Below are 15,611 nucleotides of genomic sequence, written 5' to 3' on the forward strand. Positions count from 1 at the left end.
TTTCACTATAAGGATTTTTTGTTTTTTTCCATCCAGCACGCAATCAAAATTGATACCTCATAAAGAACGACAGTTGGTAAAGCCACTGCGAACATAGTAAAAAAATCTGATGGTGTTACCATAGCAGCAACTATAAAAGAAATTAGAATGGCCCACTTTCGTTTGGATGCTAACATATGACCAGTTAATAGTCCAACTCTCGTTAAAAGACTTGTGATAAGAGGCAATTGAAAAATCAAACCAAAAATCAAGATAAAAGATATCATAAAATTTAAATAGTCTGAGATACGAGCTATAAACTCTATCCTTAAATGAAAATCCGGTAAAACTTGTTGAGAAAGACTAAACCACAGCATTAGTGGAGCTAAGAGACCATAAACAAATGCTCCTCCAATAATAAATAAAATTGGTGCACTAATAAGAAATGGCAAAAAAGCTCTACGCTCATTTTTATAAAGTCCTGGTGCTATAAAACTATACAGCTGAAAAGCTATATAAGGAAATGATAAAATAACTGCACCAAATCCAGCAAGTTTTATCTTCGTTAAGAAAGTTTCCCATACTTGTGTTGATTGAAGACGAATATTTCCAGGATAATCATCTGATATCTCGATCGCCCACTGATAAGGCCATATCAAAAAATTCAAAATATAATCTTTGACAAGAAAGCACAAAATAAAAGCTATAAAAAACACAATCAGAGCTGCAATAATCCTCTGACGAAGCTCAATCAAATGCTCTAGAAGTGTGCCTTTGACATCAACTTCATCTTTTTCAGAACTCACGATGTATTTCCCTTATTTTTAGAAGATGTATAAATAATTTCATGACTATTAGAAGTAGATACTGTCAAATCTTCATTAATTTCACTTGTATCAAATTCAAAAATCTGTATATCTTTTCCTTTTTATGGGGTGTTGTATTAAAATCAGAATTATCCGAAACACCCTTTTTTTCATCATATATTGAATCATAAGCGGCTTCTAAATCTTTTCTAAAATTAAAATCACCGGTATCTGACAATATCTTTTTTAAGTCATCTAACTCAGCTTGTTTCATTGCATCATCAAAATGATGACGAAATTCATTAGCTGTTGAACGCACATATGTAAAAGCTTTTGCTATAACTTTTAGCATTTTAGGCAAATCTTTTGGTCCAACCACGATGACGAAAATAAGTAAGATAACTAGAAATTCGGATCCATCAATTCCCAACATCGCTTATACTCAACTTCTCCATTTACAAAGACTATGGCTAAAATTATGATCTCATCTTTAGTTACTTCGTACATCACTCTTTCGAAACAGAATCCTTCTTCGTCTTAGTTGAAGAAGTGCCGTTTTTTGAACCTACCGCACGCTTTGCTGATAATGGTGGAGAATGCCGAGACTCAACATCTATTGTTTTAGAATAATCAACCACTTCAAACTCATTTTCAATATTTTCCTCTTCTTCCTTCATGTTATTTTTAAAAGCTTTAATACCTTTAGCAACATCACCCATTAATTCAGAGACCTTACCACGCCCGAAAAGCACAAGGATGATCAGCAAAATTACAATTAAATGCGTTGGTGAAAAAATATTACCCATTACTTCATCTATACCTCTAAGACTAATTTAATTCGCCTACACTCATTCTATAAATATTATTCAAAACATAACTATGTCCTTATATTCTGCTTAATATTATATTTTCTTCACAAATTAAAGGCAACAAAACTGCTATTTTAAAATAACATTTTCAATTCTGCATATCATATTATCATGGACTCTAATATTAAAACTTCTCTTCTTCCATTTAAACAAGAGCTACAAGATTTGAAAATTCTTCTCTTAAAGCATCTTCATCGGAATGATCAGGTTTTGTAACTTTAAAGCAAATATCACATACACGCTCCAATGCTTTTCCTTCCAAAAATGGAGCAGCATTAGCAACAAGATGCATCTCTTGTTGTTTACCATGACAATGAAGAACAATATCACAACCTGCCGAAAAAATTTTACTTGTTAGATCTGAAAGATTTTTTGAAAGTTTACTCCCTGAAAGGGCTTTCATTGATAAATCATCCGACATTAAAAGCCCATCAAAACCTATTTTTTTACGAATAACATTTTCAATAACCCTTTTAGATAGCGTTGCTGGTAATTTATCATCAATCGCTTCATAAACGATATGGGCAGTCATTGCAGCCGGTAAATCAGATAAATTTTTAAATGGAACAAAATCACTCTGCTCCAAAATATCAAGTGATGCATCTACACGTGCTAGCTCTAAATGTGTATCAGAAAATGCTCGCCCATGCCCAGGTATATGTTTCATTACCGGTAAAACACCACCATCTAAAAGCCCTCTAGCAGCAGAACGTCCCAATGCAGCAACAGCTTTTGGATCTTGAGAATAAGCGCGCGTTCCAATCACATCATGAGCTCCTGCCACGGGTACATCTAAAACGGGAATGCAATTCGCGTTAATACCATATCTCATCAAATCAAAAGCATGAAGCCGTGACATAATCCACGCAGCACGAATTCCTTTATTTTGATCTTTTTTATAAATTTCTCCTAAGGCTTTAGCAGCCGGATAATTGGGTACCAAAGGTGGACGCAAACGTTGCACTCTCCCACCTTCTTGATCAATAAAAATAAAAACATCATCACGTTTACTTAATTCACGTAAAGAAGTAGTAAGTGCTTTTAGATCATCCACTGCACCTATATTCCGCGCAAACAAAATAAAAGCCCAAGGCTTATGCTCAATAATAAATTCTTTCTCATAATCTTCCAGAAAAAGACCAGAAACACCAGAAATTATAGCTTTTATTCCTGACATAATCATACCTCCCCAATACTGACTACCCAATATTTTTATAAAAAATTCCCAGTGTAGTTAAAATAACCTTATACCCAATATCAATTTAAAAGTCATATCTTTAATATTATGTACAAAAAATCGCTTCTTTTAATAACAAGGATTGCTTTCCCATAAAAACTATCATTTAGAAAATTGCAAATTAAAAATATTATAAAATAAAAATGATGCTAAACATTTACCGATTTAAAGAAAAATCTAATAAATTTTTATATTGTAAATTTAATCAAAAACGCAAAAAATCAAAATTATTTTCTTATTAACATCATCATGTACCTAAAGTCATGATAGGTTTCACAAACCAATCTGGATATATTGATTTAATAAAACAAGCTGCTTTTTGTGCTGCTTGCTGATCTTTAAAAATTCCAAAACACGTTGCACCTGAACCAGACATACGAGAAAAAAGAGCTCCACTTTTATCCAATGCATATAGGACTTCGGTCAACTGAGGAGCAATTTTTAATGCAGGAATAAAAAGATCATTACGCGTTTCTTGTAAAGATTCAACCAATGAAAAAACCGTCTTGAAAGCAGATAAATCGATTTTCAAATGAGAATGATTACACTCTTCTAAAGCTTTAAAAATAGTCTCTGTAGCAATGTGCTGACCATGATTAACCAATACCATTGCAAAAGAACAAGCTTCCTTTACGGGTGTTATATCATCACCAATTCCTTTAACAAAAAGTGGCCGTTGATATTCCAACGCAAATAAACACATCGGAACATCAGCTCCAAGAACCAAGCTCATTTCTGCTAATTTTTCACAAGAACAATCAAGTTTCCATTGCCGATGTAACATATGCAATACGCTTGCAGCATCACCCGATCCACCTCCAATACCTGAAGCAATAGGCAATGTTTTAACAAGCCGAAAAAAGCTAGGTTTAGCATTTTTAGGAAATTTCTCGTGCATAAAATCACGGGCGCGGATAACCAAATTTTCTGTGTCAGAAACAATTCTATTCGCAAAAGGGCCTGTTACAACAAAGCGATCATTTTCAAAAGGCATATAACCTAAACAATCACCGCTAAGACTGAAATAAACCAAGCTTTCTAACAAATGATAGCCATCAGCACGCCGCCCTACAACGTGCAAAGCTAAATTCAATTTAATAGGCGTAAATACATAAAAACATTTTTTAAGCGAAACATGTGCATTTGATATCATTGAACGTAATATTCACCTGTACAAGGATCTTTCACTAATGTTGCTTTTATACTTGTATATGATTTAACTTTTGAACGAAAGATATACCGATATACTGATTGTAAACAGCACTTCAATAAACAATAGCTATAAAGAGCTATAGTACACATCAAACTAAATAAAATAAAACGTACCATTGTTAATTTTTTCTCCTATTGGCATTTCTGATAACAATTAAAAACTTTTTAAGCATTTATTGAAGCACTATTTTCATCACAAACCATACCGTTGCCAAAGTGCCCGCTCTTCTACCGCCATCATAACGCCATCAACTGCCTTATAAGCAACATCAGCAGAAATACCTAAAGGGACTTTAGATGATAAAAGACTTTTCGGAGGAGAAATCAAACGTAACTTTGCATTATTACCAAACCTTTTTTTAATAACAGAACGGACATTACCTAATTCATCAATTAAGCCAAGCTCAACACCTTTTTGTCCGTTCCAAAACATTCCTGTAAAAATATTTGAATCATCTGACAACTTTGACGTGCGCCTTTCCTTAACCAAATCAATAAAAGTCTGATGAATTTCAAGTTGCAAAGATTTTAAATGGTCAACATCTGTTTTCTTTTCTGGTTGAAATGGATCTAATGTAACCTTGTTTTTTCCTGCTGTATAGACACGACGCTCCACACCAATTTTCTTCAAAAGTTCAGGAAAACCAAAGGAAGCTGAGACAACACCAATGGAACCAACAATAGAGGAAGGATCAGCAAAAATTTCATCCCCAGCACAAGCAATCATATAACCACCCGATGCTGCTACATCCTCAACAAATGTGAAAACCTGTTTGTTTTTTTCATTTGCCAAATCACGAATTCTCTGAAAAATAAGACGCGATTGAACAGGCGAACCACCAGGAGAGTTAATAATTAAAGCAACTACTGGTGATTTTTTATAAGAAAAAGCCTTATCTAAAAGGCTTGCACACCTCGCCAATGACAGTGTATGTGACATCAATGAATTTGATGATATAATCGCTCCCTGAAGCCGTACTACAGGGATTTGAACCGTATTAGAATGAAAACAACGTGAAATTAAATTCTTTATACAACCCATCAAAACAAAAGCTCCCTATAAGAAATCCAAAAGACAAACAATTCTTATCAAATAAAACTCTTCATTTGAATTTAAGAAATAAATTTAAAAACGCAAGTATTAAAAACTGTCCCACAAACTGATATATCCATTATTAATCGCATCAACTCTTGGTGAAAAAACATGACTACCACTCTTATGCACAATCAATGCTGGCAATATAGATAAACTTGCTCTACTCCCCCGTTTTGCATAAAACAAAATACGAATCGCAGCTGTGTCAGCGTGTGAATGAATAGGAATTATATGTACATTACCAAAACGTCCTTCCAAAGCATACAATATATCAGTCAATGATTGTGGACGTGCAATTAATCCTAAATATCCACCTGGTTTAACAATTGCTGATGCACATCGGAACCAATTTTCAAACATTAATTCAGGCATAACATGTGCTTCTAATTTTTCCTCATCAGGTGTTTTACGATCTGCTGAACTATTAAAAGGCGGATTCATAATTGCAAAATCAAAAGCATTATTCATTAGACCTGCCTTTAAACGTTCCTTACCTTTTAAAGTAATATCTGCATTTAATAAACAAACTCTGCTAGCTAATTTCTCATTTTGTTTTAGTGTGAGTGTTTTTTGAGCATAAGATATCATAAAAGAAGACCGTTCAACTAATGTAATATGAGCTTCAATACAACGTGAAGCAACTGCCAGTCCTGCAGCACCAGCACCTGCCCCTAAATCAATAACCTTCCCTTTAAAAACACTAGGTACCAAACTAGCAAGTAACATAGCATCCATACCAGAACGATGACCCTGTAAACGTGGTTGCACTAAATAAAACTTACCATGATGAAAAGCATCTATTGTTTCATCACTATGATTGTTTATCCTACACATCTAAAAGCTTAATATTGTTCTGATTATGTTATCTATATTGTTGAGATCTCTATTTAAACTACCCTATTTTAATTTATATGGTTAGTGTAAAAAAAATATTTTTTCAATATTATTAAAACTTTCATTTCAAATCAGCACCAAAGCTTGAGTCAAAACTCATCCCTCTTTATGCTAAAAAAATATCTATTCGAAATATTTTAGGAGTGAACAAATTGGGCACCATAACAAAACTAAATCATGAAAAAAAAGAGCAGAATTCTCTCCATTCTCTTTTAAATCTTACTAAAGAAGATATGGAGCATATAAATCAATTGATCATTTCTATGGCCAAATCGAACGTTGAAATGATTCCTGAAATTTCTAATCATCTTATTTCATCCGGTGGTAAACGAATACGCCCAATGATTACCCTAGCCGCTGCTCATATGTTTGGATACCAAGGTGATAAACATATAAAACTCGCAACAGCAGTTGAGTTTATGCATACAGCAACCCTATTACACGATGATGTAGTCGATGAAAGCGAGCTACGAAGGGGAAAATCTACTGCACGAATGATTTGGGGCAATCAAGCCAGTGTTCTTGTTGGTGATTTTTTATTAGGACAAGCCTTTAAAATGATGGTAGATGTTGGTTCTCTGGAAGCACTCTCTGTCTTAGCAAATGCTGCTGCAATCATTGCTGAAGGAGAAGTTATGCAGCTCTCCGCCGCAAAAAATATAGAAACCAACGTCTCAGACTATCTCAAAATTATAAATGCAAAAACAGCTGCTCTTTTCTCAGCAGCTGCTGAAGTCGGACCAATTATTGCTGGTTACGGACATGAAGAACGTTCTGCATTACATCAATATGGTCTATCATTAGGATTAGCTTTTCAATTGATTGACGATGTTCTTGATTACAGTAGCAGTGCTCAATATCTAGGAAAAAATATTGGTGATGACTTCCGAGAAGGCAAAATTACGATGCCTGTTATTCTTTCATATACACGCGGTAATGACACAGAAAAAACATTTTGGAAACAAGCTCTTGAAAATAACCATAACAATGATGAAGCCCTAAAATATGCAAAACAATTAATAGAAAAATACGATGGTCTAACCGATACAATAGAGCAAGCTCGAATTTATGGAAAACTTGCAATTGATGCTCTTTCTTCAATAAAAGAAAATCCTGCTAAAAATGCATTAATTGATATTATCGACTTTTGTATCGAACGTGTAAACTGATTCTTTTTAAGAATCACAGTATTTTCCAGTAAAACAATCAGACATAGTTTATAAATTATAGAAATAATTAATTATCTTTTAAGAAGGATTAACTTTATGCGCAGTGCAACAGTATCCCATTTTTTTACTCTCATAGGAATCATACTAATGCTACTGCCCACTTACAGTGCAGCTGAAAAAATTGATACAAATTCATTTACAGGTGCTTATCTAGCAGGACGAATTGCGAATTACGAAAATAAAATGAATCTTGCTATCCATTATTTTCAACAAGCACTTACTTATAAACCTAATAATCTTGAAACACAAAAAGAAATTTTTCAAGCAATGCTAAGTGTAGGAGCATTCACAGAAGCTGTTCGACAAGCAAAAAAATTGAAAGAAAAAAACATTATTACGCCTCTCATTTCCTTAACATTATCAATAGAAAATCTTATCAAAAAAAATTACAAAGAAGCTCAACTACTTCTACAAGCTAAAACATCCATCTCTGATAATAATCTAATATTTGAGCTAACCAATGCTTGGACTAAATTTGAATCTGGTAATCAATTTCAAGCAATCACTGACCTTGAAAAACGTTTAGGACCAACTTGGTATAACTTTTTTATACATTATCATCTTGCACTCATGAGTGATTTAGCAAAACGCCCACAAGATGCAAAAAAATACTTCATTCAAGCATTAAAAAACCAACAAGGTGCCATTACAGCCACAGATACCTATGAACGCGTTATTATAGCCTATGCCTCATTCCAATTACGTCAGCACATGCGTAACGATGCTATAAAAACTCTCAAGTATGGAGAAAAGATATTATTAGGCTATGAAACACTAAAAAATATCCGTCAAAAAGTTGAAAAAGGAGCCAATATAGAAAATCTTATTACAACACCTCAACAAGGAATTGGCGAAGTATTATATAATTTCGGAACAATTTTTAATAAAAAAGGCTCAGAACGGATTGCACGTATTTTTCAACAATTCTCTTTAGTTCTTTATCCTAAAAATGAAGCAACGCTGTTTCAATTAGCAAAAATTTCTGCAAAATTCGATGATTATGATCAAGCAATTAAAATTTATCGTGCTTTACCACCTAACTCCCCTTATTATAGGGATGGACAATTCCAACTTGCATTGACTCTTACTAAGAATGGAAACCGCGATGAAGCCATCAAATTATTAATATTATTAGAGAAAAAATTTCCTAATGACCGCCATATTATCATTGCCCTAGCTGCTATCTATATGCAGGAAAATAACTTTCCTGAAGCGATCAAAATCCTGGATCAAGCTATTGCAAAAATAAAAGACTTTCAACGAGATAATTGGAAACTTTTTTATCAACGTGGCATCGCATTTAATTATCTAAAACAATGGTCAAAAGCTGAAACTGATTTTCGCAAAGCGCTTACGTTTTTTCCGGATCAACCGCAAGTACTTAATTATTTAGCTTATTCCCTTATTGATCGTAATCAAAAACTTGAAGAATCATTAAATATGCTAAAAAAAGCTATTACTTTACAATCACAAAACAGTTATATTCTTGATTCTTTAGGATGGGCTTATTACAAACTTAAACAATATTCCCAAGCTGTTAGAACATTAGAAACTGCTGTTAGGTTACAACCTAGTGATCCAATAATTAATGATCATTTGGGTGATGCTTATTGGCAAGTTGGGTGCAAACGTGAAGCGATATTTCAGTGGAACCATGCAATTGATGGAGAACCAGAAAATCCGGAAAGAATTAAAGAAAAAATAAAGTTTGGTCTGTAAAAAATGATGATACTTGACCATAACAATATGAAGCAATAGACAGTAATAAAAGCTGAAATTCCTTTAGTCTTTATTATCGGTTAAACATTAAAATGGTATTCAAAGAGTGAACCCACCTTCAAATTTAAATTCCACATGCTCTTTTCAAGGACTTATTTTAAGCCTTCAAAATTACTGGGCTCAGCATGGATGTGCAATTTTGCAACCTTATGACATGGAAGTAGGGGCTGGAACTTTTCATCCAGCTACAACACTACGTTCATTAGGTCCACGCCCTTGGAAAGCAGCTTATGTCCAACCTACTCGACGCCCAACGGATGGGCGATATGGTAAAAATCCTAACCGTTTACAACACTATTACCAATTTCAAGTGCTCCTTAAACCTTCTCCTCCAAATTTACAAGAACTTTATATCGGCTCTCTACAAGCTATCGGCCTTAACATGAAGCTCCATGATATCCGCTTTGTTGAAGATGATTGGGAAAGTCCAACACTTGGTGCTTGGGGACTTGGATGGGAATGTTGGTGCGATGGAATGGAGGTTTCTCAATTCACTTATTTTCAACAAGTATGCGGCATTGAATGTTCTCCAGTCTCAGGAGAAATCACCTATGGGCTTGAGCGATTAGCAATGTATATTCAAGATGTCAGTAATGTTTACGATCTTAATTTTAACGGCTTAGATGGTGCAAACCGAATAAGTTATGGTGATATTTTTCTACAGGCAGAACAAGAATATTCACATTATAATTTTGAATTTGCTAATATCAACCTTTTGCAACAACAGTTCATTAACGCAGAACGTGAATGCATCGCACTTCTTGATGCTGGAAAGCCAAAAAAAGAGAATAGGTCCCATTTATGCGTCTTTCCAGCTTACGACCAATGTATTAAAGCAAGCCATATCTTTAATCTCTTACAAGCACGTGGTGTTATTTCTGTTACTGAACGACAAAGTTATATTCTTCGTGTTCGCGATCTTGCACGCCGCTGCGGTGAAGCCTTCTTATTAACCGAAGCTGGTAATATATCAAAAAACGGAGATGTATAATGCCCGATCTCCTGCTTGAACTCTTTAGTGAAGAAATCCCTGCTCACATGCAGCGCAGAGCTGCTTCTGATCTTAAAAAATGTGTTACAGATAAACTTGTTAATGCAGGCTTAACTTATAAAGCAGCCTGTGAATATTGGACACCTCGTCGGTTAACATTAAATATACGCGGTCTTTCCAAAAGTTCGCCAGATGTTCATGAAGAACGTAAAGGACCTAATGTACAATCACCAAAACAAGTTATTGATGCTTTTTTACGCGCTACAGGTCTAAATGATATTTCCAAAGTAGACATTATACATGATAATAAAAAGGGCGACTTTTATATTGCCAAAACAACCAAAAAAGGTCGTTTAGCCGAAGAAATCATTGCAGATATTTTACCTGATATTATTCGTAATTTCCCATGGAAAAAATCTATGCGTTGGGGGCAAGAGTCATCTAAAAGTGGTGCCTTAAGATGGATACGATCTTTACAAAACATTCTTTGTGTTTTTGGATCAGCAATTGGTGAAACACACATTATTCCATTTACAGTTGGTTCCCTAAAAAGTAATAACTTAACCTATGGTCACCGCTTCTTAAGTAATGGAAAACCTATCGAGGTACGCCGTTTTGATGACTATGTAACACAACTTGAAAACCATAAAGTTATCTTAGATGCGGAGAGACGAAAAAATATTATTTTAGCAGATGCTCAAAATCTTTGCTTTGCAAATGGCTTGGAATTAGTTGAAGATAAGACTCTTTTGGAAGAAGTTTCAGGACTCGTTGAATGGCCTGTTGTACTCATGGGTACCTTTGATAAAACTTTTCTCAATATTCCCCCAGAAATTATTCGTTTGACCATTCAAACTCATCAAAAATGCTTTGTAACACGCAAACGAGGTGAAAAGAACAAACTCTCTAACTATTTCATTCTTGTTGCCAACATTCTTGCCAGTGACAAAGGAATAGAAATTTCTAAGGGAAATAGTAAAGTCGTAAATGCCCGTCTTTCTGATGCACTCTATTTTTGGCAAACAGATCAGTGTAATTTACCCAATATTAAGCATTTAGAATCTTCTGCTAAAAAACTCGATCTTGATTTAAATAAACCTCTCGATCAACGAATAGCAAATCTTGATTATTTGAATGTTACTTTCCATGCTAAATTAGGAACACAAGGTGCAAGAGTAGAAAGAATTGTTGCTTTAACACAAACAATTGCACCTTTAATACAAGCAGATTCTATATTGGCTAAACGTGCAGCAGTATTAGCAAAAGCTGATTTACAAACAGAAATTGTTGGTGAATTTCCTGAACTGCAAGGGTTGATAGGACGAAAATGTGCATTACTTCAAGGAGAAGATTCGCGTGTAGCTGAAGCCATTGAAGACCACTATAAGCCTCTGGGACCTAAAGATCGTATCCCATGTGAACCTATTGCTATAACAGTTGCATTAGCTGATAAAATTGATACGCTAGCTGGTTTTTGGTTCATTAATGAAAAACCAACTAGTTCAAAAGACCCTTATGCATTAAGACGAGCAGCATTGGGAATTATCAAGCTTATTCTTCTAAATAATTGGAAAATAAGCCTTATGCCGCTTTTTCATCAGGCAATGAATTTTTTATTACAACAAAAAATTCAGTACGCAACATCTGAAACAAAAGTTACACAACTTCAAAATATATTTGTAGAAAAAACGGAAAATATTGTATTAGATTTATTAGCATTTTTTCATGAACGACTAAAAGGTTATCTCAAAGATGAAGGCGCGCACCATGATATTGTTGAAGCTGTTTTAACAAAAGATGCCGATGATATTTTATTAATTGTGCGCCGAGTTGAAGCACTTACCTCCTTTATCAACACCAATGATGGGAACAGCCTTTTAATTGCAGTAAAACGCGCTATCAATATTCTTGAAAATGAAACAAAAAACGGAACGATAATAATAAACGAAGTTAGACCTGAGCTTTTTATTGAAACAGAAGAAAAACAGCTCTATCAAACAACAATTGAAATAGAAAAAAAGCTTGCTGATCATATTCATGTAAAAGAATTATCATCTACATTGAATAGCTTAGTACTCCTCAAAAAGCCTATTAACGCATTCTTTGAAAAAGTATTTGTAAATGATAGCAATATAAATATTCGAGCTAATCGTCTTGCTCTTCTTGAATGTATTCGCATAATTACACAAAACGTTGCAGATTTCTCGAAATTACAGTCTAAAATCTAATGCACTTCTAAGTAAAAACACGATGCATCTCTTTTATTTTTAGTACTTTCTACACTAAATGTCTTAAAATAAAAGCCATAAAAATAATAACTCAAATAATTCTACTTCTCTATCAATTGTTTAATGACATGCAAATAAGTAGTTTTGTTTGCTTCAAAATAAGAAAGTGTTATTTTTTTCGACTTTTAATTTAGTATGAAAAAAATAATAGATTATCTTTATATATCAGAATATTATTTTTTTAAAAAATCTACAAGAGACATTTGAGCAGATCCTGGAGGTATGGGTTTCTGTTGCTTTGGGTCAGGAGCCCAACCAGAGAGCCAAATGAAAGAGAAATGCGCACGAATACGACCGTCGGGATCACTGAATTTTTTTGCATAAATTTCATCAGCGAGATAGAAAAATCGCTTTGATACAGGACGTCGGGAGCGACTAAGAAGTGCATTTTGCATTCCCATAGCTTTAAGATCACGCATAAGATCAAACATGCTATTGTAGCGTATAGTGATATCTTCAACATCTACTACGGGCATAGCAAAACCCACACGCTGTAAGAGAGCTCCTACATCACGAATATCTGCAAAGGGATAAATCCTTGGGCTAACACCACCGTAAATTTCGTTTTCAGCTTGCATTAAACTTTCACGCAATTCCCTTAACGTACCAGCTCCAGTCATAACAGCAAGAAATAAGCCATCTGGTTTAAGGATATTTTTTATTTGACTGAGAACACCAGGAATATCATTAGTCAACTGTAAGGAGAGAAGTGAAACAATAAGATCACAGTAATGCTGAGGAAAATCAAGCAATTCTCGATGACGCAAATGAAATGGATTGTCGTAATTTTGGTAAAGAATATTGGTTTCAACACGTTCTATAGAACCTATTTTACCAGATTTTTTTAAAGTTTGCACTGCAAGACCTGTATGACCATGTAAATCTAAGGCCAATATGAAATTACGATTAACAGCATTGAGACGTTTGTGGAGATCATCAACCACATAAGAAAGCAAAAAATCACACCCTTTTTTTGCTCTTTTAAAAGCACGTTGACGAAATTGTTCAATACAATTGTAATCAAAGATCAAAGGAGGAGACATATCTTATAGTACTTTTAGCACTTTTAATTTTGAGATTATATGATTTATAATAGGATTATTTCATACACGCTATATGAATTTTATAATACAAAAAAAATAATTTCAAAAAAGAATAGAGGAGTTAAAAAATTAAATTTTATTCTTTTAAGATATAAAAGAATTTTTGCGAATTATTTATAGTAATTAATAACTTTATTTAAAATAATTTGAAGATACTTTTTTGATTATTGGTGATATATTGAATAAATTAATCAAGCGTTTAATAACAATTTTGTATCCACCAATTTGTTATGGATGTGCAAAAATTGTTTCCGATTATGGGATTATTTGTCCTGGCTGTTGGAAAGATCTTCAATTCATCACAAAACCCTACTGTCCTATTATGGGAACTCCTTTTGCGTACGATATGGGAGAAGGCTTTCTTAGCGGTGAAGCTATTCAGAATCCTCCTCCCTTTTCGTCTTTACGCTCAGCTGTTGTTCATAAAGGTTTAGCGCGAACTTTAGCAAAACAATTGAAATATGGTGACCGTTTAGAATTAGTATCTTTTATGGCGAATTCGATGATACTTGCTGGACATGAAATTATTAATGATTGCGACTTTATTATTCCTATTCCTTTACATTTTCGTCGTTTTTTTGTGAGACGTTATAATCAATCTGCTGAACTTGCTCGCTATATTGCAGAAAAAAAGAAAAAACCTTTCAAACCTGGCTGGCTTGTCCGTTACCGACACACACGCCCACAGGTTGGTTTATATGCCAAAGAACGAAAAATGAATATGCAAAATGCTTTTAAGGTACCTAGTGAAGTTAAAACGCATCTAAAAGGACGCTCTATTTTGCTTGTTGATGATGTTTTGACAACAGGTGTAACGGTTACTGTAGCAGCTAAAACATTAAAACATGCAGGTGCACAAAAGGTTAATGTATTGACATTTTCGCGTGTCTTAAAAGACAATTTTACTTTGCCTTATTATTGGGAATTTATTTAAAGCGTATTACATAAAAACCATTGGAGAATATCATGAAAGAAATCACACTTTATACACGTCCTAACTGTCCTTATTGCATAAAAGCGCGTGCTTTGCTTGATCAAAAAGGAGTAAAATACATTGATATTGATGCATCAACTTCTCTTCGCCAACAAATGGTGCAACGAGCAAATGGGCGTAATACATTCCCACAAATTTTTATAGGAGATTATCATGTTGGGGGATGTGATGATCTTTATGCTTTAGATACTGAAGGAAAGCTTGATTCTCTACTGAAAGATGCTTAACAACTGCTTGCTATAATGTGTTCATTAAGGCCGTTTTGCAAGAAGTATATAATTAACATCCATATCGCGTGAGGGGTTCCAGCTATCAGTTAATGGATTATAAGTAATACCAATTTCATCAATGATAGCTAAAGAATTTGTGCACAATAATTTTTTAAGTTCTTGAGGTTTTAGAAATTTTTTATAGTCATGTGTCCCTTTAGGAAGCCATTTTAAAATATATTCAGCACCTACAATGGCAAGCCCCCATGCTTTCCATGTGCGATTTAGTGTTGCAACAAATATGAGTCCTTGTGGCTTAAGCATTTTAGCCGTAACCTCTATAAAAAGATCAACATTCATAACATGTTCAACAACCTCCATATTAAGGATTACATCAAATTGTTCACCTGCACTTGCAAGGGCTTCTGCAGTAGTAGTGCGATAATCAATTGAAAGACCACCTTCCATTGCGTGGATTTTTGCGACTTCAATATTCGTTTGAGCAGCATCAACTCCTATTACAGTTGCTCCAAGGCGTGCCATTGGCTCGCATAACAAACCACCTCCACAACCAATATCAAGAATTTTCAAACCCTCAAAAGGCATAAGTGAAATAGGATTACGATCAAATGCCAAACAGATTTTTTCTTTGATATATGCAAGGCGTGTTGGATTGAAATTGTGAAGTAGTCGAAATTTTCCTTGTGGATCCCACCACTCAGCAGAAATACGCGAAAAATGATCAATTTCACTCTGATCAATTGTTGTAGGCATCTCATTTATCATATCGCTCTCCTTTTATTTGACTTATCAAGTCATGTGAATTCTTTCTAAAGTCAAGCTCAAATTAACATAAACATGTCAGACTTGTGAAAATGATAGATATTGTTTATGTCAAAATGGAAACTTGATGCAGCAGCACAAA

The 15,611-nt window shown here is 34.2% G+C and carries 15 protein-coding genes; 6 read left to right on the forward strand and 9 right to left on the reverse strand.

Going from position 1 to position 15,611, the window contains the following annotated elements; all coding sequences use genetic code 11:
• Positions 1-5: 5 nt before the first annotated feature.
• From tatC to BJB63x_RS04395, 7 genes are all read right to left on the reverse strand, one after another.
• Positions 6-785 carry a twin-arginine translocase subunit TatC gene (tatC, locus tag BJB63x_RS04360; protein ID WP_078719156.1) on the reverse strand — a complete coding sequence of 260 codons (780 nt, stop codon included), beginning with the start codon at positions 783-785 and terminating at the stop codon, positions 6-8.
• A 64-nt stretch (positions 786-849) separates the two neighbouring features.
• Positions 850-1,218, reverse strand: a complete 369-nt coding sequence (tatB, locus tag BJB63x_RS04365; protein WP_153300773.1) for a Sec-independent protein translocase protein TatB — start codon at positions 1,216-1,218, stop codon at positions 850-852.
• 73 nt (positions 1,219-1,291) lie between these two features.
• On the reverse strand, positions 1,292-1,591 hold the full coding sequence (gene tatA / locus BJB63x_RS04370; RefSeq protein ID WP_078719158.1) for a twin-arginine translocase TatA/TatE family subunit: 300 nt from the start codon (positions 1,589-1,591) through the stop codon (positions 1,292-1,294).
• Between the two features lie 208 nt (positions 1,592-1,799).
• On the reverse strand, positions 1,800-2,831 hold the full coding sequence (nagZ, locus tag BJB63x_RS04375) for a beta-N-acetylhexosaminidase (RefSeq protein ID WP_078719159.1): 1,032 nt from the start codon (positions 2,829-2,831) through the stop codon (positions 1,800-1,802).
• A gap of 307 nt (positions 2,832-3,138) precedes the next feature.
• On the reverse strand, positions 3,139-4,044 hold the full coding sequence (locus BJB63x_RS04380; RefSeq protein WP_078719160.1) for a 4-(cytidine 5'-diphospho)-2-C-methyl-D-erythritol kinase: 906 nt from the start codon (positions 4,042-4,044) through the stop codon (positions 3,139-3,141).
• Between the two features lie 252 nt (positions 4,045-4,296).
• Positions 4,297-5,145 carry a S49 family peptidase gene (locus BJB63x_RS04390; protein ID WP_078719162.1) on the reverse strand — a complete coding sequence of 283 codons (849 nt, stop codon included), beginning with the start codon at positions 5,143-5,145 and terminating at the stop codon, positions 4,297-4,299.
• A gap of 99 nt (positions 5,146-5,244) precedes the next feature.
• Positions 5,245-6,033, reverse strand: coding sequence for a tRNA1(Val) (adenine(37)-N6)-methyltransferase (locus tag BJB63x_RS04395; protein WP_078719163.1), 789 nt, complete (start codon positions 6,031-6,033; stop codon positions 5,245-5,247).
• Positions 6,034-6,245: 212 nt separating this feature from the next.
• On the opposite strand from BJB63x_RS04395, the gene BJB63x_RS04400 reads away from it, so the two are divergent.
• From BJB63x_RS04400 to glyS, 4 genes are all read left to right on the forward strand, one after another.
• Positions 6,246-7,262 (forward strand): polyprenyl synthetase family protein, encoded by a 1,017-nt coding sequence (locus BJB63x_RS04400; protein WP_078719164.1) that lies wholly within the window; start codon positions 6,246-6,248, stop codon positions 7,260-7,262.
• A 96-nt stretch (positions 7,263-7,358) separates the two neighbouring features.
• A complete protein-coding gene (locus BJB63x_RS04405) occupies positions 7,359-9,041 on the forward strand; it encodes a tetratricopeptide repeat protein (RefSeq protein ID WP_078719165.1) in 1,683 nt (560 codons plus the stop codon).
• A 106-nt stretch (positions 9,042-9,147) separates the two neighbouring features.
• Positions 9,148-10,092 (forward strand): glycine--tRNA ligase subunit alpha, encoded by a 945-nt coding sequence (locus tag BJB63x_RS04410; RefSeq protein ID WP_078719166.1) that lies wholly within the window; start codon positions 9,148-9,150, stop codon positions 10,090-10,092.
• On the forward strand, positions 10,092-12,320 hold the full coding sequence (gene glyS / locus BJB63x_RS04415; RefSeq protein ID WP_078719167.1) for a glycine--tRNA ligase subunit beta: 2,229 nt from the start codon (positions 10,092-10,094) through the stop codon (positions 12,318-12,320). Before BJB63x_RS04410 ends, glyS begins: the two co-directional genes overlap by 1 nt.
• Positions 12,321-12,553: 233 nt before the next feature.
• Here glyS and BJB63x_RS04420 read toward each other — a convergent pair whose 3' ends face one another.
• Positions 12,554-13,423 (reverse strand): methyltransferase domain-containing protein, encoded by an 870-nt coding sequence (locus tag BJB63x_RS04420; protein ID WP_078719168.1) that lies wholly within the window; start codon positions 13,421-13,423, stop codon positions 12,554-12,556.
• A 238-nt stretch (positions 13,424-13,661) separates the two neighbouring features.
• Between BJB63x_RS04420 and BJB63x_RS04425 the strand changes: the two genes are divergently transcribed.
• Together BJB63x_RS04425 and grxC are read left to right on the forward strand one after the other, a co-directional pair.
• Positions 13,662-14,417, forward strand: coding sequence for a ComF family protein (locus BJB63x_RS04425; RefSeq protein WP_236823847.1), 756 nt, complete (start codon positions 13,662-13,664; stop codon positions 14,415-14,417).
• A 32-nt stretch (positions 14,418-14,449) separates the two neighbouring features.
• Positions 14,450-14,704, forward strand: a complete 255-nt coding sequence (gene grxC / locus BJB63x_RS04430; RefSeq protein ID WP_078719169.1) for a glutaredoxin 3 — start codon at positions 14,450-14,452, stop codon at positions 14,702-14,704.
• Between the two features lie 24 nt (positions 14,705-14,728).
• Here the strand turns inward: grxC and ubiG are convergent, their stop codons facing one another.
• Positions 14,729-15,472: a bifunctional 2-polyprenyl-6-hydroxyphenol methylase/3-demethylubiquinol 3-O-methyltransferase UbiG gene (gene ubiG / locus BJB63x_RS04435; RefSeq protein WP_078719170.1), complete on the reverse strand. Its 744-nt coding sequence runs from the start codon at positions 15,470-15,472 to the stop codon at positions 14,729-14,731.
• Positions 15,473-15,611: the final 139 nt, after the last annotated feature.

The organism is Bartonella sp. JB63 (assembly GCF_002022665.1).
Lineage (GTDB): Bacteria > Pseudomonadota > Alphaproteobacteria > Rhizobiales > Rhizobiaceae > Bartonella.